The 25,576-nt window shown below is 61.6% G+C and carries 22 protein-coding genes; 8 read left to right on the top strand and 14 right to left on the bottom strand.

The genetic code is table 11. From position 1 onward, the window contains the following. Positions 1-37 precede the first annotated feature (37 nt). The 10 genes from AC0IYN_RS27950 to gloB all read right to left on the bottom strand — a co-directional run bounded on the left by AC0IYN_RS27950 (position 38) and on the right by gloB (position 14,192). Entirely contained in the window at positions 38-2,500 is a 2,463-nt protein-coding gene (locus AC0IYN_RS27950; RefSeq protein WP_457238675.1) for a TonB-dependent siderophore receptor, read from the bottom strand. Between the two features lie 97 nt (positions 2,501-2,597). Beyond that, positions 2,598-3,548 carry a FecR domain-containing protein gene (locus AC0IYN_RS27945; RefSeq protein ID WP_458375104.1) on the bottom strand — a complete coding sequence of 317 codons (951 nt, stop codon included), beginning with the start codon at positions 3,546-3,548 and terminating at the stop codon, positions 2,598-2,600. After that, a complete protein-coding gene (locus AC0IYN_RS27940) occupies positions 3,545-4,066 on the bottom strand; it encodes a sigma-70 family RNA polymerase sigma factor (protein ID WP_471844291.1) in 522 nt (173 codons plus the stop codon). Before AC0IYN_RS27940 ends, AC0IYN_RS27945 begins: the two co-directional genes overlap by 4 nt. Before the next feature lie 184 nt (positions 4,067-4,250). Beyond that, a complete protein-coding gene (locus AC0IYN_RS27935; protein ID WP_457247841.1) occupies positions 4,251-5,852 on the bottom strand; it encodes an ABC transporter ATP-binding protein in 1,602 nt (533 codons plus the stop codon). 1 nt (position 5,853) lies between these two features. After that, the gene (locus AC0IYN_RS27930) at positions 5,854-6,873 is read right to left on the bottom strand and encodes an ABC transporter permease (RefSeq protein WP_012723835.1); all 1,020 of its coding nucleotides are present in this window, start codon (positions 6,871-6,873) and stop codon (positions 5,854-5,856) included. A 1-nt stretch (position 6,874) separates the two neighbouring features. Next, complete coding sequence (locus tag AC0IYN_RS27925) at positions 6,875-7,951, bottom strand: microcin C ABC transporter permease YejB (protein ID WP_078048081.1); 1,077 nt, start codon at positions 7,949-7,951, stop codon at positions 6,875-6,877. Further along, positions 7,952-9,790, bottom strand: a complete 1,839-nt coding sequence (locus AC0IYN_RS27920) for an extracellular solute-binding protein (RefSeq protein ID WP_471844287.1) — start codon at positions 9,788-9,790, stop codon at positions 7,952-7,954. Beyond that, positions 9,787-11,616 carry an extracellular solute-binding protein gene (locus tag AC0IYN_RS27915; RefSeq protein WP_406597453.1) on the bottom strand — a complete coding sequence of 610 codons (1,830 nt, stop codon included), beginning with the start codon at positions 11,614-11,616 and terminating at the stop codon, positions 9,787-9,789. Before AC0IYN_RS27915 ends, AC0IYN_RS27920 begins: the two co-directional genes overlap by 4 nt. A gap of 294 nt (positions 11,617-11,910) precedes the next feature. Next, complete coding sequence (locus tag AC0IYN_RS27910) at positions 11,911-13,326, bottom strand: transglycosylase SLT domain-containing protein (protein WP_457238673.1); 1,416 nt, start codon at positions 13,324-13,326, stop codon at positions 11,911-11,913. Positions 13,327-13,424: 98 nt separating this feature from the next. Then, positions 13,425-14,192: a hydroxyacylglutathione hydrolase gene (gene gloB / locus AC0IYN_RS27905; protein WP_214497622.1), complete on the bottom strand. Its 768-nt coding sequence runs from the start codon at positions 14,190-14,192 to the stop codon at positions 13,425-13,427. Between the two features lie 65 nt (positions 14,193-14,257). On the opposite strand from gloB, the gene AC0IYN_RS27900 reads away from it, so the two are divergent. From AC0IYN_RS27900 to AC0IYN_RS27880, 5 genes are all read left to right on the top strand, one after another. Beyond that, a complete protein-coding gene (locus AC0IYN_RS27900; protein ID WP_406597452.1) occupies positions 14,258-15,016 on the top strand; it encodes a class I SAM-dependent methyltransferase in 759 nt (252 codons plus the stop codon). A gap of 30 nt (positions 15,017-15,046) precedes the next feature. Beyond that, positions 15,047-15,499 (top strand): ribonuclease HI, encoded by a 453-nt coding sequence (gene rnhA / locus AC0IYN_RS27895; protein ID WP_003173571.1) that lies wholly within the window; start codon positions 15,047-15,049, stop codon positions 15,497-15,499. Positions 15,500-15,581: 82 nt separating this feature from the next. Beyond that, entirely contained in the window at positions 15,582-16,322 is a 741-nt protein-coding gene (dnaQ, locus tag AC0IYN_RS27890) for a DNA polymerase III subunit epsilon (RefSeq protein WP_406597484.1), read from the top strand. A 183-nt stretch (positions 16,323-16,505) separates the two neighbouring features. After that, a complete protein-coding gene (locus AC0IYN_RS27885) occupies positions 16,506-18,761 on the top strand; it encodes an Orn/Lys/Arg family decarboxylase (RefSeq protein ID WP_406597451.1) in 2,256 nt (751 codons plus the stop codon). An 8-nt stretch (positions 18,762-18,769) separates the two neighbouring features. Continuing rightward, the gene (locus AC0IYN_RS27880; RefSeq protein WP_406597450.1) at positions 18,770-19,351 is read left to right on the top strand and encodes a GNAT family N-acetyltransferase; all 582 of its coding nucleotides are present in this window, start codon (positions 18,770-18,772) and stop codon (positions 19,349-19,351) included. On the opposite strand, the gene AC0IYN_RS27875 is transcribed toward AC0IYN_RS27880, so the two are convergent. Beyond that, entirely contained in the window at positions 19,348-20,241 is an 894-nt protein-coding gene (locus tag AC0IYN_RS27875; protein WP_406597449.1) for a LysR substrate-binding domain-containing protein, read from the bottom strand. The two genes, AC0IYN_RS27880 and AC0IYN_RS27875, sit on opposite strands and share 4 nt — an antisense overlap. 109 nt (positions 20,242-20,350) lie before the next feature. Here AC0IYN_RS27875 and AC0IYN_RS27870 point away from each other — a divergent pair, with 109 nt between their 5' ends. After that, the gene (locus AC0IYN_RS27870) at positions 20,351-20,692 is read left to right on the top strand and encodes a hypothetical protein (protein WP_457238671.1); all 342 of its coding nucleotides are present in this window, start codon (positions 20,351-20,353) and stop codon (positions 20,690-20,692) included. Between the two features lie 61 nt (positions 20,693-20,753). Here AC0IYN_RS27870 and AC0IYN_RS27865 read toward each other — a convergent pair whose 3' ends face one another. After that, a complete protein-coding gene (locus AC0IYN_RS27865; RefSeq protein ID WP_185708994.1) occupies positions 20,754-20,990 on the bottom strand; it encodes a hypothetical protein in 237 nt (78 codons plus the stop codon). Between the two features lie 227 nt (positions 20,991-21,217). Here AC0IYN_RS27865 and AC0IYN_RS27860 point away from each other — a divergent pair, with 227 nt between their 5' ends. Beyond that, entirely contained in the window at positions 21,218-21,775 is a 558-nt protein-coding gene (locus AC0IYN_RS27860; RefSeq protein WP_457238670.1) for an NADPH-dependent FMN reductase, read from the top strand. 272 nt (positions 21,776-22,047) lie between these two features. Here AC0IYN_RS27860 and poxB read toward each other — a convergent pair whose 3' ends face one another. After that, positions 22,048-23,772 (bottom strand): ubiquinone-dependent pyruvate dehydrogenase, encoded by a 1,725-nt coding sequence (poxB, locus tag AC0IYN_RS27855; protein ID WP_471844280.1) that lies wholly within the window; start codon positions 23,770-23,772, stop codon positions 22,048-22,050. Between the two features lie 77 nt (positions 23,773-23,849). Continuing rightward, on the bottom strand, positions 23,850-25,082 hold the full coding sequence (locus AC0IYN_RS27850) for an NADH:flavin oxidoreductase/NADH oxidase family protein (protein ID WP_122726779.1): 1,233 nt from the start codon (positions 25,080-25,082) through the stop codon (positions 23,850-23,852). Positions 25,083-25,153: 71 nt separating this feature from the next. Between AC0IYN_RS27850 and AC0IYN_RS27845 the strand changes: the two genes are divergently transcribed. After that, on the top strand, positions 25,154-25,558 hold the full coding sequence (locus AC0IYN_RS27845; RefSeq protein WP_314535190.1) for a MerR family transcriptional regulator: 405 nt from the start codon (positions 25,154-25,156) through the stop codon (positions 25,556-25,558). Positions 25,559-25,576 lie beyond the last annotated feature (18 nt).

The following is a 25,576-nucleotide window of genomic DNA, read 5'->3' as shown; positions in this document are numbered from 1 at the left end:
GGGAGCAAGCTCCCTTGCCACAGGTTAGCGTTTGGGCCTAGAAGTCCCATTTGGTCGCCAATTGCAGGCTACGCGGTTCGCCGTAGAAACCGGTGCCGAAGTTGCCCAGGCCCGTGTAGTACGTTTTGTCGAACAGGTTCTTCACGTTGAGCGTGGTGCTCAGGTGGTCGTTGAAGCGGTAGCGCGCCATCAGGTCCACCAGGTAGTAGCTGTCCTGGGTGATGCGCGAGTTGTGGCCGAAGTTGACCGTGTCATTCGGGTCCGGCTGGAACACATTGCCGAAGAATTCGCTTTGCCAGTTTACGCCGCCGCCGACGGTGACGTTCTCGAGGGCGCCGGGCAGGCGGTAAGTGCTGAACAGGCGCACCACTTGCTGTGGCGTGGTGGTTTGCAGCACCGAGCTGTAGACGTAGCCGTCATTGGCGTCGCGGGTGTGTTGGTAGGTGTAGCCGGCGGACACGTTCCAGCCGTCGAGCACTTCACCCGACAACTCCGCTTCGAAGCCCTTGGTGGTGGCGCCGGCGATGGCGCGGTACACCGAGTCGGTCTCGAAGCCCGAGACGTACTCGGCAACATTGTCCTGCTCAATGCGAAACGCTGCAAAGCTGGCGTTGAGGCGGCCATCGTAGAACGCGGCCTTGATCCCGGCTTCGTAGGTATCGCCTTCGATCGGATCAAGCAGTTTGCGGTCGGCGTCCTTGCTGGTTTGCGGGCGGTAGATCTGGGTGTAGCTGGTGTACACCGACCAGGTGTCGTTGAGGTCATAGACGATGCCGGCGTACGGCGTGACCACGCCGCTCTGGTGGTAAGTGGTGCGGTTGTCGGCCTTGGTCGGGTCGTAGAAGTCGGTCGTGTCGGTGCCGCTGAACGTGCTCACGCGGGTGCCGAGGATCACCGACAGGTCATCGGTGGGTTTCAGGCGCGTGGCCAGGTACGCCCCGGTCTGGCGCTGCACGATATCGTTCTGGCCGCTGCGCGGGATGTCTGGCTTGGCGTATTCGCCGTGCCAGTCGAAGATGCTGCCGCCCACCGGTGGGTAGATCGAGCCGTACACCGGCACGTCCTGTTTAGAGCGCGTGGCCATGAAGCCCATGATCAACTCGTGCTCGCGGCCAAACAGGCTGAACGGCCCGCTGAGGTTGACGTCCAGGGTGTTCTGCACCTGGTCGCCCTTGTACTTGCCCATGAACATGTACATGTTCTCGCCGCTGACCGGGTCCGGGTTGCCACCGCTGGCGGACGCAAGCAGGGTATCGTGCTGGCTGCGCTTGCGGTCGAGGCTGACCTTGAGCGACCAGTCATTCGCCAGCTTCTGCTGTACCGAGGCGAAGAGCGTCTGGTTGGTGAAATCGCGGCGGCTCCAGTCGGCAGCCGGGTTGAACGAGCGCGAGAAGTGGGTGCGCGAACCGTCGCTGAAATACATCGGGAAACCGGTCCAACTGGCGCCGCGTGAGCGCGTGTCCTGCTGGTCGATGCCGAAGGTCAGCAGGGTGTCGGGCGTCAAGTCGGCTTCGAGGATGCCGTAGGCGATGTCCTTGGTGTGCTGGTAGTGGTCCAGGTACGACTGGCGGTCCTGGTACACGCCGACAAAACGCCCGCGCACATTGCCGGACTCGGTCAGCGGGCCGGAGAGGTCGCCTTCGGTGCGGTAGTTGTCCCAGGAACCGAAGGTCTGGGTCACCGAGGCCTTGAACGCCGCCGTGGGTTTCTTGCGGATCAGGTTGACGGTGGCCGACGGGTCGCCGGAGCCGCTCAGCAGGCCGGCCGAGCCCTTGATGATTTCCAGGTGGTCATACACCGCCATGTCGGTGCTGGTGGTGCCGTAGTCATACACGCCGTCGTAGGTGGAGTTGACGCCGTCATACTGGAAATTGGTGATCGGCAAGCCCCGGCTGGAGAACTCCCAGCGCTCGCTGTCGTAGTTCTGCACGCTGACGCCAGGGGCGCGGCGCAGGGTGTCGGCGATGTTGTTGGAACCCTGGTCGTCCATCTGCTGGCGGGTGATCACCGTGACCGATTGCGGGGTTTCGCGCATCGATAGCGGCAGGCCGGTGGCCGAGGCCATGGAACCGGTGGTGTACGAATGCGTGTCTTCGGTGGTCGCGCCCAGGCCCTGGCCGGAGATCGTGGTGGCGCCCAGTTCCAGGGCGCCGCTGTTGGCCGGAATCGGCTCCAGCACGTAGCCGTTGTTGCCTTGGGCGGCGGCCTGCAAGCCACTGCCCTGCAACAGGCGCTGCAAACCGCTGGCTGGGGTGTAGCTGCCATTCAGGCCAGGGCTGGTTTTACCGGCGGCGAGGTTGTTGTGGCCTGCGATGAAAATGCCGGACTGCTCGGCAAAGCTGTTCAACACACTGACCAGGGAGCCGGCGGCGATCCGGTAGTTGCGAGTGGTTTCCTGGGTGGCGGGCGATTCGGCGGCGTAGGCCGCCGGCGCGCCGAGGCAAAACAGCGACGTGGCCAGCGCCAATGGGCGCAGCGCAAAACGAGCAGGTTGCGACATGAAGGGTTCCCTTTGAATCAAATCGATCGGCGAAATAGAGCGTCTGCAGGGTTAACCGAACGAGTGTGGGAAAAGGGAACTGACATTTAGCGTTTTTTTACTTTGGCCCGACAGTGACCCACCAGGGCATCGGCCTATCGACGCGAATCGGCAGCGCCGCTTGCAACAGGTGCAGGGCGTGATCGCTGTCGATCAGCGGGAATGAACCCATCACCGGCAGTTGCGCCACAGCCGGGTCGCAGCCCAGGTGGCCGGGGCGATAGCGGTTGAGTTCGGCGATCAGTTGGCCCAGCGGGAGGTTATCCGCCAACAGCACGCCACGGCTCCAGGCTTCACGGGCCGGGGAGGCCGGAGCAGTAGGGGCGAAGCCGTCGCGCGTGAAGGACACCTGTTGGCCGGCTTCGAGGGTGCGCACCTGCGCGTCGTGCGTGGTGACCTGCACCCGCCCCTCAAAGACGTTGAGCTGGGTGTGATGCTCGCCGTGCAGCACACTGAAACGTGTCCCCAGCGCCTGCATACGCCCGTGCTCGGTGTCCACCAGGAATGGCCGGCTGGCGTCCTTGGCCGTGTCGATCAGCACTTCGCCAAAGCGCAACTGCAACAACCGCTGCAGCCCATCAAAACGCACATCCAACGCACTCAAGGCGTTCAGCCACACATGGCTGCCGTCGGCCAGCAGCGCGTCGCGCGTCTCGCCGCTGCCGGTGGCGTAGTCCGCACGCCAGCCGCCGACCAGGCGAGGCAGGGCGGTCGTGCGCCAGGTGCCCCAGGCCAGTGTGGAACCGGCACACAGCACCAACAGCGTCTTGAGGGCCTGGCGCCGCGAACTGCGCAACGCCCGGCTGGCGCCTTGGGGTTGTTCCATCAAGGGCGCAAAGCGTTGGCTGACCCGCTCGACATACTGCCAGGCCGCCAGGTGCTCGGGGTTCTGTGCCACCCAGGCTTGCCAACGCTGGTGCTCCTGGTTTTCGGCCGGGTCCTGCAGGCGCACGTACCAGTGCGCCGCCTGCTCCAGGCTGGCATGGCTGAGCGTGCCGGAAGTATTCATTGCACCAGCATCCCGTCGAGTTCGGCTTCAAGGATGGCGCAGTGCAGCAGGGCCTGGGCCATGTATTTCTTGACCATGCGTTCACCCACACCCAGGTGCTCGGCGATCTGTTTATAGGGCTGGCCGTGCAACTGGGCGAGCAGGAAGGCTTCGCTGACTTTCTTCGGCAGGCGCGCGAGCATGGCGTCTACTTCGTAGAGGGTCTCGACGATGATTGCGCGTTGTTCCGGTGACGGTTGGGTGGCTTCCGGGCACAGGGCCAGGGTCTCCAGCCAGGCTTTTTCGAGCTGGCGGCGGCGCCAGTGGTCGATGCACAAGCCACGGGCGATGGTGGCCAGGTAGGAGCGCTGGCGCAGGTGATCGGTCTCGACCGGGGGCCGGTTGAGGATACGGATAAACGTGTCGTGGGCCAGGTCGGCGGCATCCCAGCGGTCGTTCAGGCGGCGCCGTAACAGGCCGAGCAGCCAGCGGTGGTGGGTGCCGTAGAGGTGGGTGAAAGAGGTCGACACGATTTCCATCCAGCGCAAAAGGATTGGCGTAAATAAGAATTGGTCGCGATTAAAGCAAAGGGGGCGCGTGCGCGCAAATGATATTGAATGCTGTTATGGGGGAGCGGGCCTGCCCGCGATGGCGGCGCATCAGTCGGCGAATGTATACGCTGGCCCGCCGCTACTGCAGGCGAGCCAGCTCCCGCATTTTGGGTCAGGCGGGTACGAGGAACGCGGCTTCCAGCAGCTGACGGGTGTAGGCATGCTGCGGATCGGCGAAAATCGCCTGGGCATCGCCTTGCTCCACCACCTGCCCATGCTTGACCACCATCAACTGGTGACTCAAGGCTTTGACCACCGCCAAGTCATGGCTGATAAACAGGTACGTCAGGTTGTACTTGGCCTGCAGGCTGCGTAGCAGTTCCACCACCTGGCGTTGTACCGTGCGGTCGAGGGCCGAGGTGGGTTCGTCGAGCAGGATCAGGCGTGGCTTGAGCACCAGTGCGCGGGCGATGGCGATGCGTTGGCGCTGGCCCCCGGAGAATTCGTGGGGGTAGCGGTGCCGGGATTCCGGGTCCAGGCCCACCTCCTTGAGTGCTGCGATAATCGCGGCTTCCTGCTCGGCCGGTGTACCCATCTTGTGGATGCGCAGGCCTTCACCGACGATCTCGCTGACGCACATGCGCGGGCTCAGGCTGCCGAACGGGTCCTGGAACACCACCTGCATTTCCCGGCGCAGCGGGCGCACTTGTTGCTGGCTGAGCTTGTCCAGTTGCTGGCCTTCGAAGCGGATCCCGCCCTTGCTGGCGATCAACCGCAAAATCGCCAGGCCCAGGGTGGATTTGCCCGAGCCGCTTTCGCCAACGATGCCCAGGGTCTGCCCCTGGGGCAGGCTGAAGTTGATACCGTCCACCGCTTTGACGTAGTCGACGGTATTGCGCAAAAAGCCTTTCTTGATCGGGAACCACACCTTGAGGTCATCGACTTCCAAAAGCGGCGCGCCCACCGCGTTGTTGGCGGGCCCGCCACTGGGCTCGGCCGCAAGCAGTTCCTGGGTGTAGGGATGCTGGGGCGACTGGAACAGCGTCTCGCAGTCCGCCTGTTCGACGATGCAACCCTTTTGCATCACGCACACGCGGTGGGCGATGCGCCGCACCAGGTTAAGGTCATGGCTGATCAACAGCAGCGCCATGCCCAAGCGCGCCTGCAACTCCTTGAGCAGTTCCAGGATCTTCAGTTGCACCGTCACATCCAGCGCCGTGGTCGGCTCATCGGCAATCAGCAGTTCTGGCTCATTGGCCAATGCCATGGCGATCATCACCCGCTGGCGCTGGCCGCCGGACAGTTCATGGGGCAGGGCCTTGAGGCGCTTGTGCGGTTCGGGAATGCCCACCAGTTCCAGCAACTCCAGGGTGCGCTGGGTGGCGACTTTACCTTGCAGCCCCTTGTGCAGGCCGAGTACTTCGTTGATCTGCTTCTCGATGGAATGCAGCGGATTCAACGAGGTCATCGGCTCCTGGAAGATCATCGCAATGCGGTTGCCGCGAATGTGGCGGATGGTTTTTTCTTTCAGCGTGAGCAGGTCCTGCCCGGCATAGTTGATGGTGCCGGAGGGGTGCCGCGCCAGCGGGTAGGGCAGCAAGCGCAGGATAGAGTGGGCGGTCACCGATTTGCCTGAGCCGCTTTCACCCACCAGCGCGATGGTTTCGCCGCGCTTGATGTCGAAGCTGACGTTGTTCACCACACGGTGGTGATGGTCGCCCGTGACGAACTCGACGGAGAGGTCGCGGATTTCGATCAGATTGTCCTGATTCATCTCATTTCCTCGGGTCGAAGGCATCGCGAGCGGACTCGCCGATAAACACCAGCAAACTCAACATGATCGCCAGCACGGCAAAGGCACTCATGCCCAGCCACGGCGCTTGCAGATTGGATTTGCCTTGGGCCACCAGTTCACCCAGCGATGGCGAGCCAGCCGGCAAGCCAAAGCCGAGGAAGTCCAGGGCGGTGAGGGTGCCGATGGCGCCGGTGAGGATGAACGGCATGAAGGTCATGGTCGACACCATCGCGTTGGGCAAAATGTGGCGGAACATGATCGCGCCATTCTGCATGCCCAAGGCCCTGGCGGCGCGCACGTATTCCAGGTTGCGCCCGCGCAGAAACTCGGCGCGCACTACGTCCACCAGGCTCATCCACGAAAACAGCAGCATGATCCCCAGCAGCCACCAGAAGTTGGGCTGCACGAAACTGGCGAGGATGATCAGCAAGTACAGCACCGGCAAGCCGGACCAGATCTCCAGGAAGCGCTGCCCGGCCAAATCCACCCAGCCGCCGTAGAAGCCCTGCAAGGCCCCGGCGATCACGCCGATGATCGAGCTGAGCACTGTCAGCGTCAGGGCAAACAGCACCGACACACGGAAGCCGTAGATGACCCGCGCCAGTACGTCGCGGCCTTGGTCATCGGTGCCCAGCAGGTTGACGCTGGAAGGCGGCGCAGGCGCCGGCACTTTCAGGTCGTAGTTGATGCTTTGGTAGCTGAACGGAATAGGCGCCCACAACGTCCAGGCATCCTTGGCCTTGAGCAGTTCCTGGATGTAGGGGCTCTTGTAGTTGGCCTCCAGCGGGAATTCGCCGCCAAAGGTGGTCTCCGGGTAGCGCTTGAGCGCCGGGAAGTACCAGCCACCGTCGTAGTGCACGGCCAGTGGCTTGTCATTGGCGATCAGCTCGGCGCCCAGGCTCAGCACGAACAGGATCAGAAACAGCCACAGCGACCACCAGCCACGTTTGTTGGCCTTGAACCGTTCGAACCGGCGGCGATTGAGGGGGGATAGATTCATCTCAATGCTCCCGGCTGGCAAAGTCGATACGCGGATCGACCAAGGTGTAGGTGAGGTCGCCGATCAGTTTCACAATCAGCCCCAGCAGGGTGAAGATGAACAGCGTGCCGAACACCACCGGGTAGTCGCGGTTGATCGCCGCTTCAAAGCTCATCAGGCCCAGGCCATCGAGGGAAAAGATCACCTCCACCAGCAACGAACCGGTGAAGAAAATGCCGATAAACGCCGAAGGGAAGCCGGCGATCACCAGCAACATCGCATTGCGGAACACATGGCCGTACAGCACGCGGTGGTTGGTCAGGCCCTTGGCCTTGGCGGTGATCACGTACTGCTTGTTGATCTCGTCGAGAAAGCTGTTCTTGGTCAGCAGGGTCATGGTGGCAAAGTTGCCGATCACCAAGGCCGTGATGGGCAGCGCCAGGTGCCAGAAGTAATCGAGGACCTTGCCGCCCCAGCTCAGCTCGTCGAAGTTGTTCGACGTGAGCCCGCGCAGGGGGAACCAGTCCAGGTAACTGCCACCGGCAAACACCACGATCAACAGGATCGCAAACAGGAACGCCGGGATCGCGTAGCCGACGATGATCGCCGAACTGGTCCACACATCGAAATGGCTGCCGTGCCGCGTGGCCTTGGCGATCCCCAGGGGGATGGACACCAGGTACATGATCAGCGTGCTCCATAACCCGAGGGAGATGGACACCGGCATCTTTTCCTTGATCAGGTCGATGACCTTGGCGTCACGGAAGAAGCTGTCGCCGAAATCCAGCTGGGCGTAGTTCTTGACCATGATCCACAGGCGTTCCGGCGCCGATTTGTCGAAGCCGTACATCTTCTCGATTTCCTTGATCAGCGCCGGGTCCAAGCCCTGGGCGCCACGGTAGCTGCTGGAACCGGCCACCGACACTTCGGCACCGCCGCCGGCAATCCGGCTGGTGGCGCCTTCAAAGCCTTCGAGCTTGGCGATCATCTGTTCCACCGGCCCCCCGGGAGCGGCCTGGATGATGACGAAGTTGATCAGCAGGATCCCGAACAGCGTGGGGATGATCAGTAACAGGCGGCGAAAGATATAGGCCAGCATTTAATCGCCTCCGCTCGCCGGATCGGCGTGGGTGCTCGTGTCTAGGGGGATGGCAGGCTTGGCGTCGGGTTTGGCCCACCAGGTGGCCGTGCCGACGTCATAGCGCGGCGGGACGTTGGGGTGGCCCAAGTGATCCCAGTACGCGACGCGGAAGGTCTTGATGTGCCAGTTCGGGATCACGTAGTAGCCGAACTGCAACACGCGGTCCAGGGCCTTGGCATGCGCCACCAGGCTTTTGCGCGAATCGGCGTCGATCAGCTCTTCCACCAACTGGTCGATGGCCGGGTCCTTGAGGCCCATGTAGTTGCGGCTGCCAGGTTTGTCGGCGCTGGAAGACTTCCAGAACTCCCGTTGTTCATTACCCGGCGAGGTGGACTGCGGGAAGCTGCCCACCAGCATGTCGAAGTCCCGCGAACGAATGCGGTTGACGAACTGCGAGACGTCTACCCGGCGGATCACCAGGTCGATCCCCAGGTCAGCCAGGTTGCGCTTGAACGGCAGCAGGATGCGTTCGAACTCGGTCTGGGCCAGCAGGAACTCGATTTTCACCGGCTTGCCCGTGGTGTCGACCATCTTGTCGTCGACGATGCGCCAGCCGGCTTCCTGCAGCAGTTGGTAGGCTTCGCGTTGCTGGGTGCGGATCATGCCGCTGCCGTCGGTCTTGGCCGGTTCGAACGCCTGGGTGAAGACTTCGGGCGGGATCTTGTCGCGCAGGGGCTCGAGGATTTTCAGCTCATCTGGACCTGGCAGGCCGGTGGCGGCCATCTCCGAGTTTTCGAAGTAACTGCGGGTGCGGGTGTAGGCACCGTTGAACAGCTGCTTGTTGCTCCACTCGAAATCCAGCAATAGGCTGATAGCCTTGCGCACCCGCACGTCCTGGAACATCGGCTTGCGCATGTTGAACACAAAGCCCTGCATCCCGGTGGGGTTGCCGTTGGGGATTTCTTCCTTGATCAAGCGGCCTTCGGTCACGGCCGGAATGTTGTAGGCATTGGCCCAGTTCTTGGCGCTGAATTCCAGCCAATAGTCGAACTGTCCAGCCTTCAAGGCTTCCAGGGACACGGTGCTGTCGCGGTAATAGTCGGTGATGCGGTTATCGAAGTTGTAGAAACCCTTGGCCACCGGCAGGTCCTTGGCCCAGTAGTCCTTGACCCGCTCGTAGCGGATCATGCGCCCGGCCTTGACCTCAGCGACCTTGTACGGCCCGCTGCCCAGCGGCACTTCGAGGTTGCCCTTGGCGAAGTCGCGGGTCGCCCACCAATGCTTGGGCAATACCGGCAGTTGACCGAGGATCAGCGGCAATTCGCGGTTATTGGTGCGCTTGAACTTGAACAGCACCTTCAGCGGGTCTTCGGCGACCACCTCGTCGACGTCGGCGTAATAGGTGCGGTAGATCGGCGAGCCCTCCTTGATCAGTTCCTGGAAGGTAAACACCACATCCTCGGCGCGGATCGGGTGGCCGTCGTGGAAGCGCGCTTCGGGGCGCAGGTAGAAGCGCACCCAGCTGTTGTCCGGGGCTTTTTCGATCTTGCCGGCGACCAGGCCGTACTCGGTGATGGGTTCATCCAGGCTTTGCATGGCCAGGGTGTCGTAGATCAGGCCGAGGTTGTCGGCCGGCACGCCCTTGCTGATGTAGGGGTTGAGGCTGTCGAAACCGCCCATGGCCGACTCGCGGAAGGTGCCGCCCTTGGGCGCATCCGGGTTGACGTAGTCGAAGTGCTTGAAGTCGGCCGGGTATTTCGGCGGTTCGTTGTAGAGCGTCAACGCATGTTGCGGGGCGGCTTGGGCCGCGGTGCACAGCAGCAGGCCGCCGAGCAGGGCAGTACGCAAATACATCATTGGGCTTTCTCCGAAGCTTTCAGCCACCATGCGCTCAGGCCCAGGCTGTAGGGCGGCGTGGTGACAAAGGCGAACCGGTTGCGGTACGCCAAGCGATGATAGTTGAGGTACCAGTTGGGAATGCTGTAGTGCTGCCACAGCAGCACCCGGTCCAGGGCACGGCCGGCGGCCAGTTGCTCCTCGCGGGTCTTGGCGGCCAGTAGTTGTTCCAGCAGGTGATCGACAATCGGGTTGGCAATGCCTGCGTAGTTCTTGCTGCCCTTGATCGCGGCCTGGCTGGAGTGGAAGTACTGCCACTGCTCAAGGCCCGGGCTCAGGGTCTGGTTGAGGGTGATCAGGATCATGTCGAAATCGAATTGATCCAGGCGCTGCTTGTATTGGGCGCGGTCGACGGTACGCAGGCGCGCGTCGATGCCGATGCTGATCAGGTTCTCGACGTAGGGCTGCAGGATGCGTTCCAGGTTCGGGTTGACCAGCAGGATCTCGAAGCGCAGCGGTTGGCCGTCCTTGTTGAGCAGGCGCTGGCCGGAAAGCTTCCAGCCGGCGTCGCTGAGCAGCGCCAGCGCACGGCGCAGGGTTTCACGGGGGATGCCACGCCCGTCGGTCTGGGGCAGGCTGAACGGCTGGGTAAACAGGTTGGCCGGCAATTGCTCGCGGTAGGGCGAGAGCATCAGCCATTCATGGCCGGTGGGTACGCCGGTGGCAGAGAATTCGCTGTTGGGGTAATAGCTTAAGGTGCGTTTGTAGGCGCTGCTGAACAGGGTGCGGTTGGTCCATTCGAAGTCGAACATCAGCCCCAGGGCTTCGCGCACCTTGGTTTGGCTGAAGGTCGGCCGCCGGCTGTTCATGAACAAGCCCTGGCTCTGGGTCGGGATCTGGTGGGCAATCTGCGCCTTGATCACGTCGCCACGGTTCACCGCCGGGAAGTTGTAGCCATTTGCCCAGTTCTTGGCCTGATGCTCGATATAGATATCGAATTCGCCGGCCTTGAAGGCTTCGAAGGCCACGTCGCTGTCGCGATAGAACTCCACCTCGACCTTGTCGTAGTTATAGAAACCCTGGTTGACCGGCAGGTCCTTGCCCCAATAGTCCTTGACCCGTTCGAACACCAGTTGCCGGCCAGGCGTGACCTTGCTGATGCGGTACGGCCCGCTGCCCAAAGGCGGTTCGAAGGTGGTGGCCTTGAAATCGCGGTTTTTCCAATAGTGCTGGGGCAATACTGGCAACTCGCCCAGGCGCAGGATCAACAACGGGTTGCCGGCACGCTTGAACACAAAGCGGATGCGGTGCCGGTTGAGGATATCCACCCGTGCCACTTCCTGCAGGTTGGTGCGGTACTGCGGGTGGCCTTCGGTCAGCAGGGTGCGATAAGAAAACGCCACGTCATAGGCGGTGATCGGCTTGCCATCGTGGAAGCGCGCTTCCGGGCGCAGGTTGAACACCACCCAGCTGCGGTCCTCGCTGTATTCCACCGACTGGGCGATCAACCCATAGCTGGAGGTGGGTTCATCGCCGGAAGGCGCGTACAGGCCGGTACCGACCATCAACGGCTCGTTCAGCTCATTGACGCCGTATTGCAGGAAGTTGGGCGTGGAAACCGGGCTGGAGCCCTTGAAAGTGTAGGGGTTGAGGGTGTCGAAGGTGCCAAACGCCATGACCCGCAATGTCCCGCCTTTCGGCGCTGCAGGGTTTACCCAATCGAAGTGGGTGAATTTGGCCGGGTACTTGAGGCTGCCGAACTGTGCATAACCGTGGCTCTCGGTAATCGTTGCGTTCGCAGCAAAGCTCAAGGCCAGACTTATTAGTAGAAGGAGGGGACGCTTCAAGTCAGGGATCCGATCCAGGCGGCTTGGGCTTTATGATCGGTACAGTAACAGCTTGTTCCGGTTGGAAAAAGCCGGTCGGCTGACGGAGATTCCATGTGGCGCTGGCTTGCGTGGTGAGCGGGCTTGCTGTGGTGAGCGGGCTTGCCCCGCGCAGGGCTGCGCAGCAGCCCCGTTGGCTATACGCATTGTTCCAGACAAAATGCATTGCATGGTTTTAGGGCTGCTGCGCAGCCCAGCGCGGGGCAAGCCCGCTCACCACAAAGCCCGCTCACACAAACAAGCTTTGTTTGTCAGTCAGCGTGGCCCGGAAACCACCAGCATCTGCCCAGGCTTGAGCGCCTGGCCAGTACGCGGGTTCCAGCGCTTGAGATGTTGCATCTCAACGTTGAAGCGCTTGGCGACGATGTACAGCGAGTCGCCTTTCTTGACCTTGTATTGCACCGGCTTCTTGCTATCAGCCTTGGCCACCAGCTTGCGCGTGTCCTGCATCACCAGGGTCTGGCCGACCTTGAGCGCCTGGCCGTTGAGCTTGTTCCAGCGCTGCAGGTCATGCACATCGACCTTGTTGGCCTTGGCGATCAGCGTGAGGTTGTCGCCACTGCGCACCTTGTAGCTGCGGGTACGCCCGGCCACACGCGCGGTTTCGACTTCGTCGAACACCTGCTTTTTAGGGCGCATCGCCAGCAATTCTTCCGGCTTCATCGTCGAAAGGGTGCTAGTGAGCAACTGCGCCTTGGAGCTTGGCACCAGCAAATGCTGAGGGCCGTCCAGGGTGGTGCGTTGCTTCAGGGCCGGGTTGAGCTGGAACAGTTCGTCTTCGTCGATCTCGGCCAGCGCGGCAACCCGGGACAGGTCCATGCTTTGCTTGACTTCAACCACTTCGAAGTACGGTGTGTTGGCAATCGGGTTCAGGTTGACGCCATAGGCCTCGGGCGCCAGCACCACCTGGGACAGCGCCAGGAACTTGGGCACATAGTCCTTGGTTTCCTGGGGCAGGGGCAGGTTCCAGTAGTCGGTCGGCAGGCCGAGCTTCTCGTTGCGCTCGATCGCCCGGCTCACCGTGCCTTCGCCAGCGTTGTAGGCGGCCAGGGCCAGCAGCCAGTCACCGTTGAACATGTCGTGCAGGCGGGTCAGGTAGTCGAGGGCGGCGGTGGTGGAGGCGGTGATGTCACGGCGGCCATCGTAGGCGCGGGTCTGGCGCAGGTTGAAGTAGCGCCCGGTGGAGGGAATGAATTGCCACAAGCCGACCGCATCGCTGCGCGAATAGGCCATCGGGTTGTAGGCACTTTCAATCACCGGCAGGAGTGCCAGCTCCAGGGGCATGTTGCGTTCTTCAAGGCGTTCGACGATGTAATGAATGTAGAGACTGCCGCGTTCCCCGGCATTCTCCAGGAAGGACGGGTTGCTGGCGAACCACAGGCGCTGTTGCTCGATGCGCGGGTTGACGCCTACGCCGTCCTGCAGTTGAAAGCCACGTCGCATGCGTTCCCAGACGTCCTGGGGGGGCTCGGGAGTTGGCTTTTCCGACAGCCAGATGACGGGTTTCTGTTTGATTTTGGCGCTGAGGTTAGGCTTGGGTTGCACGGTGGATTGTGCGGTGAAATTGCTTGATTGGCAGCCCGCCAGTGTGGCGGACACAGCCACCGCCACAGCTTGAGCCAGGCGGGTCAATGCGTCTGAATGGTTGGATTTACGAATAGATGACGACATTGGCTGGAAGTAAGTTCCGGGCAAAAATGTCGGGCGATTCTAGAAACCCGTTTGGTTCCGGTCAACCATTCAGAAATTACGTATCAGATTGCATCCCGTTAGAACTTATCTTTCCATGCCCTCAAGCTAGCAAACACCTCGGCCCCAGAGCGGTTGTCGCGGCCATTCCGTTCGTCCGCTTTTTGTTTAACGGATGTTTCAGCGGTGCGCAAAAAAGGGTTGGTACGTTTTTCCAGGGCCAGATTGGAAGGCAGCGTGATCTCGCCACGGGCCCGAAGTTGGCGGACAGTTTCCACCCGTTCGGCGATATCGGCATTGTCCGGTTCCACCGCCTGGGCGAATTTGAGGTTACTTTGGGTGTATTCGTGGGTGCAGTACACCCGCGTGTCGGCGGGCAGGGCGGCCAGACGCTCAAGGGAGGTGTACATCTGTTCCGGCGTGCCTTCGAACAAGCGCCCGCAACCGGCGGCGAACAGGGTATCGCCACACAACAGTACGCCTGGGTGGTAAAAGGCGATATGACCCAGGGTGTGGCCGGGCACTGTATAGATGTCAAAGTCCCAGCCGAGCACGGTGATGCGGTCGTTGTCGTTGAGCGCCACGTCCCGTGCCGGGATCTTCTCGTTGGCCGGGCCGTAGACCTTGGCGTCGGTTGCACCTTTGAGTTGTTCGACGCCGCCGACATGATCATGGTGGTGGTGGGTGATCAGGATGTCGCTGAGGCTCCAGCCAGGGTTCTGCTCGAGCCAGGCCAGCACGGGGGCGGCGTCGCCAGGGTCGACCACGGCGCAGCGTCGGGTGCTTGGGTCCTGTAACAACCAGATGTAGTTATCGGTGAAGGCGGGCAGGGCACTGATCTGTATCATTCTTCGATTCGCCAAGCTGAACACATTGGTGCATCTTAGAACGTCTAGGCGAGTTGGAGAATGCAATGACTGATAAAGCGTTCGCCCAGGCCGATCCTGAGTGGCTGGCCCTGATCGGTGCAGCCCGCGAATGGCTGTCCGGTCCCATCGGGCAATTTCTGCTGGACGAAGAACGGCGCATGCTCGAAGACGAGTTGGGCCGGTTCTTTGGTGGCTACCTGGTGCATTACGGTCCTTCGGCCGAAACGCCGCCGTCCGCGCCGCAGGTACAGCGCAATGTGCGCCTGGGGGCGCCGTTGCCGGGGGTGGAGATTGTCTGCGAAGAACAGGCCTGGCCGCTCAGCGAGCACGCCGCCGACGTGGTGGTGTTGCAACATGGCCTGGATTTCTGCCTGTCGCCCCACGGCTTGCTGCGCGAAGCCGCGAGCAGCGTACGGCCAGGGGGCCATTTGCTGATTGTGGGGATCAACCCCTGGAGCAGTTGGGGCCTGCGCCATGTGTTCGCCCACGACGGCCTGCGCCAGGCACGCTGTATCTCGCCGCAACGGGTGGGCGACTGGCTGAACCTGCTGGGCTTCGCGCTGGAGAAACGCCGCTTCGGGTGCTATCGTCCGCCGCTTGCTTCAACCAAGTGGCAAGGCCGCCTGGCCGGCTGGGAGCGCCGCGCAGGTGCCTGGCAATTGGGCGGTGGCGGCTTCTATCTGCTGGTGGCACGCAAGATCGTGGTTGGGCTGCGGCCGGTGCAGCAGGTGCGCCGCGAGCCGATGGGCAAGCTGGTGCCGATGCCGATGGCCAAGGTCAACCGCAAGCAAAGCGATGCGTAACCCTCTTCTTGAATGAATACCGAGTGACCGATGACCGATAGCGTAGAACTCTTCACCGATGGCGCCTGCAAAGGCAACCCGGGCCCTGGCGGCTGGGGCGCGTTGCTGGTGTGCAAAGGCGTGGAGAAAGAGTTGTGGGGCGGTGAAGCCAATACCACCAACAACCGCATGGAGCTGATGGGCGCCATTCGCGGCCTCGAAGAACTCAAGCGCCGCTGCAACGTGCTGCTGGTGACCGACTCGCAATACGTGATGAAGGGCATCAACGAGTGGATGGTCAACTGGAAGAAGCGCGGCTGGAAGACCGCCGCCAAGGAGCCGGTGAAAAATGCCGACCTGTGGCAACTGCTCGATGAACAATGCAATCGCCACGACATCACTTGGAAATGGGTACGCGGCCACATCGGCCACCCCGGCAACGAGCGCGCCGACCAGTTGGCCAACCGAGGCGTGGACGAAGTGCGCGGCTACAAGCAGAGCTGATGGCGACTCACGTGTTAATATCGCGCGCCTTGATTCACACCACACCGCATACCACACCGTTGAGAGCTGAACCCTGATGGCCATCCGATCTGTTGTACTCGATACCGAAACCACCGGCATGCCGGTGACCGATGGCCACCGGATCATTGAAATCGGCTGTGTCGAATTGATGGGTCGTCGTCTCACCGGTCGTCACTTCCACGTCTACCTGCAACCAGACCGCGACAGTGACGAGGGCGCGATCGGCGTCCACGGTATCACCGACGAATTCCTCAAGGGCAAGCCGCGTTTTGCCGAAGTCGCCGATGAGTTCTTCGAATTCATCAACGGCGCCCAACTGATCATCCATAACGCGGCGTTCGACGTCGGCTTCATCAACAACGAATTTGCCCTGATGGGGCAGACCGATCGCGCAGACATTTCCCAGCACTGCTCGATCCTCGACACCTTGATGATGGCCCGTGAGCGTCACCCGGGCCAGCGCAACAGCCTGGATGCCTTGTGCAAACGTTATGGCGTCGACAACTCCGGCCGTGAACTCCACGGCGCCTTGCTCGACTCCGAGATTCTCGCCGACGTCTACCTGACCATGACCGGCGGGCAGACCAGCCTGTCCCTTGCGGGCAATGCCACCGATGGCAGCGGCTCGGCGGAAGGCTCGGGTAACCGACCTTCGGAAATCCGCCGCCTGCCGGCTGATCGCAAGCCCACGCCGATTATTCGCGCCAGTGAACAGGACCTGGCCGAGCACGTGGCACGGCTGGAAGCGATCGCCAAGTCGGCGGGTGCGCCGGCGCTGTGGTCGACCCTGACCCAGCAATGACGCAAACCTTGTAGGAGCCGGCTTGCCGGCGATGGCGGCATTGAACCCATTGCAAGATTCAACGGCCTCATCGCCGGCAAGCCGGCTCCTACAGGGGTGTGTTGCCTGTTCGAAATCTTCATTCGCCACATCCGCTTCCAGCTTCTACCCTTGAGTGCATAGCCCTCAGGACTACAAGCGCTGATGTATAAAGACCTGAAGTTCCCCGTCCTTATCGTGCACCGCGACATCAAGTCCGACACCGTTGCCGGTGACCGGGTCCGAGGCATCGCCCGAGAGTTGGAGCAAGAGGGCTTCAGTATCTTTTCCGCAGTGGACTACGCCGAAGGCCGGCTGGTGGCTTCTACCCATCACGGTCTGGCGTGCATGCTGATCGCCGCCGAAGGCGCCGGCGAGAATACCCATCTGTTGCAGAATATGGTCGAGCTGATCCGGCTTGCACGGCTGCGGGCGCCCAATTTGCCGATCTTCGCGCTGGGCGAGCAAGTCACCCTGGAAAATGCGCCGGCGGACGCCATGAGCGAGCTCAACCAACTGCGCGGCATCCTGTACCTGTTCGAAGACACCGTGCCGTTTCTGGCTCGGCAAGTCGCTCGCGCGGCCCGTACTTACCTGGATGGCCTGCTGCCGCCGTTCTTCAAGGCGCTGGTGCAGCACACCGCTGATTCGAATTACTCCTGGCACACCCCCGGCCATGGCGGCGGCGTGGCCTACCGCAAAAGCCCGGTAGGGCAGGCGTTCCATCAGTTCTTCGGTGAAAACACCCTGCGTTCGGACTTGTCGGTGTCGGTGCCCGAGCTGGGTTCGTTGCTCGACCACACCGGGCCGCTGGCCGAAGCCGAGGCCCGCGCGGCGCGCAACTTTGGCGCTGACCATACCTTCTTCGTCATCAATGGCACCTCCACCGCCAACAAAATCGTGTGGCATTCCATGGTCGGGCGCGATGACCTGGTGCTGGTGGACCGCAACTGTCACAAGTCGGTGCTGCACTCGATCATCATGACTGGCGCCATTCCGTTGTACCTGTGCCCGGAACGCAACGAACTGGGGATCATCGGCCCGATTCCCCTGAGCGAATTCAGCCCTGACGCGATCCGCGCCAAGATCGACGCCAGCCCGCTGACCCGTGGTCGTCCGCCAAAGGTGAAGATGGCGGTGGTCACCAACTCCACCTATGACGGCCTGTGCTACAACGCCGAGTTGATCAAGCAGCAGTTGGGCAATAGCGTTGAGGTCCTGCACTTTGACGAAGCTTGGTACGCCTACGCGGCGTTTCATGAGTTCTTCGCCGGCCGCTACGGCATGGGCACTTCGCGCACGCCGGACAGCCCGCTGGTGTTCACCACACACTCTACCCACAAGCTGTTGGCGGCGTTCAGCCAGGCCTCGATGATCCACGTGCAGGACGGCGGCGCGCGCCAACTGGACCGTGACCGCTTCAACGAAGCGTTCATGATGCATATTTCGACATCGCCGCAATACAGCATCATTGCCTCGCTGGATGTGGCCTCGGCGATGATGGAGGGCCCGGCCGGGCGCTCGCTGTTGCAGGAAATGTTCGACGAGGCCCTGAGCTTCCGCCGTGCCCTGGCCAACCTGCGCCAGCACATCGACGCCGAGGATTGGTGGTTTTCCATCTGGCAGCCGCCGTCGGTGGCGGGTATCGACCGGGTTGTCACCGCCGATTGGCTGTTGCACCCGCAGGATGACTGGCATGGCTTTGGTGATGTCGCCGAGGACTACGTGCTGCTGGACCCGATCAAAGTGACGCTGGTGATGCCCGGTCTCAACGCGGGCGGGGCCCTGAGTGATTGCGGGATTCCGGCGGCGGTGGTCAGCAAGTTCCTTTGGGAGCGTGGCCTGGTGGTGGAGAAGACTGGGCTGTACTCCTTCCTCGTACTGTTCTCCATGGGCATTACCAAAGGTAAGTGGAGTACCCTGCTCACCGAATTGCTGGAGTTCAAGCGCAACTACGACGCCAATGTCAGCCTGGCCAGTTGCCTGCCATCGGTGTTTGCCCAGGGCCCGACGCGCTATCAAGGCCTGGGCCTGCGCGACCTGTGCGATCAATTGCATAGCTGTTACCGTAGCAACGCCACCGCCAAACACCTCAAACGGATGTACACCGTTTTGCCGGAAATCGCGATGAAACCCGCCGACGCCTACGATCAGTTGGTCAGGGGTGAAGTGGAGGCGGTCTCCATCGACGCCTTGCCAGGGCGCATCGCAGCCGTGATGCTGGTGCCTTATCCGCCGGGCATTCCACTGATCATGCCGGGCGAACGCTTTACCGAGTCGACGCGCTCGATCATCGATTACCTGGCCTTCGCCAGGACCTTCGATAGCAGTTTCCCCGGTTTTGTCGCCGATGTTCATGGGTTGCAACACGAAGATGACGGCAGTGGTCGTTGTTACACTGTCGATTGCATCAAGGGTTAAGGATGTTTATGCAAGCTGTAATGAACCCGAAGTACCCGGGGCTCAGTGTAAGGGTTGCCGACGAAGGCTTTGATGCCTACGTGTGGGGCAATGATTTCAGCTTTGAGGTCAGCGCCTACGGTGAGCCGCAGATGGGCAAGCGGGTCGATCAATGGCCCGTGGAGCGCATCCTGCCGTACCGCAAGTGCTATGGCATTGACCCGGAGGAGTTCGCCAGTTTTCGCGACGCACCCGACAGCGCGATCTTCATGGCTTACCTGGATGATCGCCCGGTGGGGCATATCGTGGTCAGCACCAACTGGAACGGTTTTGCCCATGTTGATGAATTGGCCGTCGCCTTGCCTGCGCGGCGTCACGGGGTGGCCAAGGCGTTGCTGGATGTGGCGCAGTTCTGGAGCCGCAAGAAAAACCTGCCCGGCATGATGCTCGAAACCCAGAACAACAACCTCGGCGCCTGTCGCTTGTACGAGCGTTGCGGCTACGTGATGGGCGGCATCGACCACCTGCGCTATCGCGGCATCGATCCGCAGACCCGCGAAGTGGCGATATTCTGGTATCGGCTGTTCAAAAGCGAAGTCGACAAGACTTAACCCGCCAGCAGGTCTTCGGCCTTCTGCGTCACGATCTGCAGCAGCGCATTCAGCGCTGGCGAGGACGCGCCGTCCTTGAGGGTCAGCGCGTACAGGCTGACCATGATCGGCGGCGACACCGGGCACGCATCCAGCCCCGCCTCCCGTGCGCCAAAGGCGGTGAAGGGGTCAACCACCGCCAGGCCTTCTCCTGCTTCGACCATACTACGCATCATCTGGTAGGTCTGTACGCGCGTCTGCACCACCGGCAGCGGCCGCAGGGCCAGCAGCTTGGCATCCAGCAGGCGGCTGAGCGGGTCCTGGCCTTCCAGGCCGATCATCGATTGCCCGGCCAGGTCCTGTAGCGCGATGTATTTCTGTTTGGGTTTGAGCCAGCCATGGGGGGCGAGCAATTGCAGTTTGCCTTGGGCCAGTACCGTGCTGTGGATTTGCGGGTGTTCCGGGTCATGCAGGCTCAAACCCACATCGGCTTCGTGCAGCAGCAGGCTCCTGACAATCTCTCGGGTCGGTTGGCTCGACAGGTTGCACGGCGTGTCCTGAAAGCGTCGGCGCAACGCGGCAATGCTTTGCGGAAGCAGTTGATTGGCCAGGGGCGGCGTGCAGAGGGCGCGCAGAGTGGGGGCATGATGGTGTTTCAAGCGGCTGGCCAGTCGCTGCACCGGCTCCAGCGCTTCATAGACGTGGGCGATTTCGGCCTGCAGTTCCAGGGTTTCCCGGGTGGCCTGCAAACGTCCACGCACACTGGCGAACAGCATGAACCCGAGCTGTTGCTCGGCGTCCTTGAGCGCCGTGTCCACATCGCCCACGGAAAGTTGCAACCACTCGGCGGCCGTGCCGAGGTGTCCGGTCTGCAAGATGGCCTGAATCACTTCGATATGACGTAAACGCATCGCCGGAGTCTATGTGCAGCGGCCCGGGGATTCAATAGAATGGCTGCGCTGATCATCAACGACCAAAGCCGGCTACCGGCGTTAACAACAAAAACAGGTCTGGTCTCATATGCCTCTACCCTCGATCCTCGGGGTAACGGCCAAGCAACTGCTGGTCTTGGTGACCGTGGGGTGCGTGGCTGCTTATCTCTTCAACACTCAAAACGAAACCCCGCCGGAAAACCTGGCACTTGAAGCCTTTATCCGTTCCCAGGAGCAGGTAGTGGAGCAGGTGGGCTCGGTGCTGGGCATGGAGTTGGTCAGGCAAGTGGTCGCGCATCCCGGCTACAACTCCGCTGGCTACCAGCGTTCGCTGTATGCCGTTGACGGCGAGAGGGGGCGGCTGATGGTGACGCTGAAGAAGGTACAGGGAGAGCAGGGCATTGAGGTCACGGAGATCCGTCGTCCGTGATCACCCCAGCCCAGTCAACGCCATCAATGGCCAGGACTGAGCAGGTGGATAGGGCGGGATCTTATGACGCGAGGATGGTTTGCGACTCGCGCACAAGAATAGTGCCCGATTGGATCAACTTGAATTCGTCGCCTTCCAGTTTCTCTACACGATCGCCAATGGCCAGCTTGTAGGTGGTGGTAGGTGCCGAGCCAGCCAGGTCGCCTTGCGCCGGGTTGGATTCCTGGAACTCATGCACCGAATACACGCGTCCTTCTGCGTCTCTGGCATGAAACTGTCCGACTAGTACTGCTGCCATCTGTTTAGAACCTCTGGAGATAAACACTCGATTTGCGGTTCTGTAGACCGTCATGGAGCGGGGTAGTTTACTTACGGAATAAAAATACTATTCGTTGATCTTTTCAGATGATTCCTACGCATCACGCTGCGAAGCAAACAGCCTGGGGATTATCAAAACCCGCTGGTGAACACGCCGCGAAGACTCTATAACTACAGGCTCCTTTAGTCAGACGTCGGGAAACCCCAATGAGCAAGGTCTACACCGTAGCCGTCCTGGTTGGCAGCTTGAGAAAAGACTCGATCAACCGTAAGGTCGCGCTGGCATTGGCCGAATTGGCCCCTGCCAACCTGAAGTTGAGCATTGTGGAAATTGGCGACTTGCCGCTCTACAACGAAGACATTGACGGTGCGACACCGCCGGCAGCCTACAGTACTTTCCGTCAACACGTGAGCTCATCCGACGCGGTGTTGTTCGTGACCCCGGAATACAACCGCTCTGTCCCGGCGCCGCTGAAAAATGCCATCGACGTCGGGTCCCGTCCCTACGGCAAGAGCGCCTGGAGCGGCAAGCCTGGCGCGATCATCAGTGTGTCGCCGGGTGCGATTGGTGGGTTTGGCGCCAACCATCATCTGCGCCAGTCCCTGGTGTTCCTTGATGTGTGGTGTATGCAGCAGCCAGAAGCTTACCTGGGGGGCGCGGGCAACGTGTTTGACGAGGCAGGCAAGCTATCTGAAAAGACCAAGCCGTTCCTGCAGGCGTTTATCGATGCCTACGGTAAATGGGTCGAAAAACAAAAGGCCTGACGCGGTCTTCCCCCGTAGGAGCCGGCTTGCCGGCGATGGCGCTGGCATGATCACCGCAAGGCATAAGGGCCAATCGCCGGCAAGCCGGCTCCTACAGATCCAAGCCAGGCGGTCTGCCAGCGGCAGCGCCAGTGCTGTACTGTCCAGGCGCGAAGCCTGATCGACCTCCGGCCCCAGGATGGTCTGTTCAGTGCGCCGGATGCAGACCCGCGCATGGTAGAGGTGATAACGCAGGTGGTGGTCCGTTATGGCGCTTCCTTGCGCGCGTAAGATCAACGCAACCAGTTGGTACGCGCCAGTTCGATCACTTCATCGCCACGGCCGCTCATCACCGCCTTGAGCATGTACAGGCTGAACCCCTTGGCCTGTTCCAGCTTGATGGTCGGCGGCATCACCAACTCCTGGGTCGCGGTGAACACGTCCACCAGCACCGGGCCGTCATGGGCGAGGGCGCGGCGCAGGGCCGGTTCCAGGTCTTCGGATTGCTCCACGCGAATGCCAAGAATGCCCATGGCATTGGACATGGCGGCGAAGTCCGGGTTTTTCAGCTCGGTGCCGGCATCCAGGTAGCCGGCGGCTTTCATTTCCATGGCGACAAAACCCAGTGACGAGTTATCGAACACGATGACCTTCACCGGCAGATTCAACTGCGCCAGCGAGATGAAATCCCCCATCAACATGGCAAAGCCGCCATCTCCGGACATCGAGATCACCTGGCGATCCGGGAAAGCCGCCTGCGCGCCAATTGCCTGGGGCATGGCGTTGGCCATCGAACCGTGGTTGAACGAACCGATCAGGCGGCGCTTGCCATTCATCTTCAAATAGCGCGCCGCCCACACGGTCGGCGAACCGACGTCAGCGGTGAAAATGGCATCGTCATCCGCCAACTCGCTGAGCAGGCGCGCGACGTACTGCGGGTGGATCGGCCGATTGGCCTTCGACGGTTGAGCCAGGTCGTCCAGCCCTTGGCGGGCCTTTTCGTAATGCTTCAAGGAGGTTTCGAGAAAGCTGCGATCAGTCTTGCGCGTCAAGCGCGGCAACAGGGCGCCGATGGTTTCACTGACATCGGCGGCAATGCCCAGGTCCAGCGTGGCGCGTCGGCCGAGGGCCTGGGGGTTGCGGTCAACCTGAACGATCGTGGCGTCGGTGGGGTAGAACTGGCGGTAGGGAAAGTCGGTGCCGAGCATGATCAACGTGTCGCAGTCGAGCATCGCGTGGTAACCAGAGCTGAAACCGATCAGGCCGGTCATGCCCACATCGAACGGATTGTCCCACTCCACATGTTCCTTGCCGCGCAGGGCGTGGACCACGGGGGCGCCCAGCGTGTCGGCCAGGGCCACCACCTGATCATGGGCGCCGGCGCAACCGCTGCCGCACAGCAGGGTGACTTTCTGACTGCTTTCAAGGATCTCGGTGAGGCGTTGCAGGTCCGGGTCGGCGGGCAGCGTGCGCGGTGCGTGCAGGGCTGGCCAGGGCTTGAGCTTGTCCTCGACTTCCAGCAGCGACACGTCGCCCGGAATCACCACCACCGCCACACCACGATTGAGGATCGCCGAGCGCATGGCGCGGTGCAGTACATGAGGCATCTGCTCGGGGTTGGTCACCAGCTCGATGAAGTGGCTGCACTCCTTGAACAGTTCCTGGGGATGGGTTTCCTGGAAGTAGTTGAGGCCGATCTCCGAAGACGGGATCTGTGCGGCAATCGCCAGCACCGGCACATGGTTGCGATGGCAGTCGAACAGGCCATTGATCAAGTGCAGGTTGCCTGGCCCGCAACTGCCGGCGCACACAGTCAACTCACCCGTGGCGGCCGCCTCGGCACCCGCAGCGAATGCCGCCACTTCTTCGTGACGCACATGCATCCACTCGATGCTGTCCATGGTGCGCAGGGCGTCGGTGAGGCCATTGAGGCTGTCGCCGGTCAGGCCCCAGATGCGCTTGATGCCCGCCTGTTCAAGGGTGGTCGCCAATTGCTGGGCCAGGTTGATTTTCGCCATGAAGAACTCCAATCGTCAGTGAGGTTAAAAACTGCTGATCAATAGGGGACAGTTCGATCACGGCGGATGTTCATCCTTTAATGTGAAGATTGAGTCATGGCTGCCCGGTACTGCCGGGTACGCCGCGCCAGAAACCATTGGTCGCGCACCAACGCCATGCACGGCGCAACATTGGCTTTGGGCAAATGGCCGCGGCTGAGGCGGCGCATCTGGTAGCGCACCACCGCGAGGATGGCGAGGGACGCCAGGGGTTTGCGCTTCCAGTCGATGGGCTTGAGTTGCGGGTTGGGGTCGCGGCCTTCGCGCCAGTGCTGGATCAACTGCGGTTCCAGGGTCAGGGCCGTGGCGATCCCGGCCATGGCGACGCCGCTGTCCAGCACCTGTTGCACGATGGGCAGGCGGCGAATGCCACCCGTGACCATCACCGGCATCTTGGCGATGGTCGCCAGTTGGCTGGCGAACTCCAGGAAGTACGCCTCACGTGCCAGGGTGCGACCGTCACGCGCTTCGCCCTGCATGGCCGGCGCTTCGTAACTGCCACCGGATAACTCCAGCAGGTCGATGGGCAACGGATTGAGCATTTCGACCACGGCGCGTGCATCGGCTTCTGCAAAGCCGCCCCGTTGGAAGTCGGCAGAGTTTAGTTTGACGGCGACACAAAACGACGGGCTGACGTTAGCGCGCACTGCACGAATCACTTCCAGCAACAGCCGCGCGCGGTTCTCCAGGGAACCGCCCCAGCGGTCGGTGCGCTGATTGCTCAGCGGAGAAAGGAACTGGCTGAGCAAGTAGCCATGGGCACCGTGAATCTGCACGCCGGTAAACCCGGCTTGCTCGGCCAGGCGTGCGCTGGTGGCGAAGCGCTGGATCACGTCTTGGATGTCGTCTTCGGTCATGGCCTTGGGCGTGGCAAACATCTTCGAGAAACCGCCCAGGTCGAGCGCCACGGCGGACGGTGCAATGGCTTGCTGGCGCAGGTTGGCCGGCGTCTGGCGACCTGGGTGGCTGAGTTGTACCCAGAAGTGCACGCCGTTGTCGCGCGCCACGTCGGCCCACTCACGAAAGCTCGCCAGGTGCTGCTCATCCTCAAGCGCCACGCCGCCGGGGCCGGTCATGGCGCGGCGGTCGACCATCACGTTGCCGGTGATCAACAAGCCGGGCTCGCCCTGCGCCCAGGCCTTGTACAACTGCTTCAGTTCGCGCGACGGCGCCTGATTGCCATCGGCCATATTTTCTTCCATCGCCGCCTTGGCGATGCGGTTGGAGAGGACTTGACCATTGGGCAATTGCAGGGCTTCAAAGGGTGACATGGGTTGACTCCTGAGCGGGGGAGGCCTCAGGCTAAGCTTAAAGTTAACTTTAATGTCAAGCAGGGGCGGTGATGAATATTGGTGAGCTGGCAAAGCAGAGTGGGTTGGCGGCTTCGCGGATCCGCTTTTATGAGGCCGAGGGGCTTATCAGCCAAGTGGGGCGCCAGGCCAATGGTTATCGGCGTTACGCGCCGGAGGCGCTGCAAACCCTGCAACTGATCCAGAGCGCGCAACAGGCGGGGTTTACCTTGCAGGAACTCAAGGCACTGATGCCGGCGCCGGGCGAGCACAAGCGCGAAGAGCTGATCGAGGCATTGGAGCGCAAGGTCGCGCAGATCGAAGAGATGCAAGCGCAACTGGCCCATAGCAAGGCGCAACTGCTGGGGGTGATCGAAGCGGTACGGGCGCAGCCGGAAGGTGTGCCGTGCAGCATGGGGCAAAAGCAGGTGCTGGCGTCGATCAAACTCAATGCGTAAAAAAACCCTGGCATGCCA

It is taken from the genome of Pseudomonas sp. AC112, from assembly GCF_979253545.1.
Note: the sequence above shows the minus strand (reverse complement) of the source record. Positions and strands in the feature narration are given on the sequence as shown.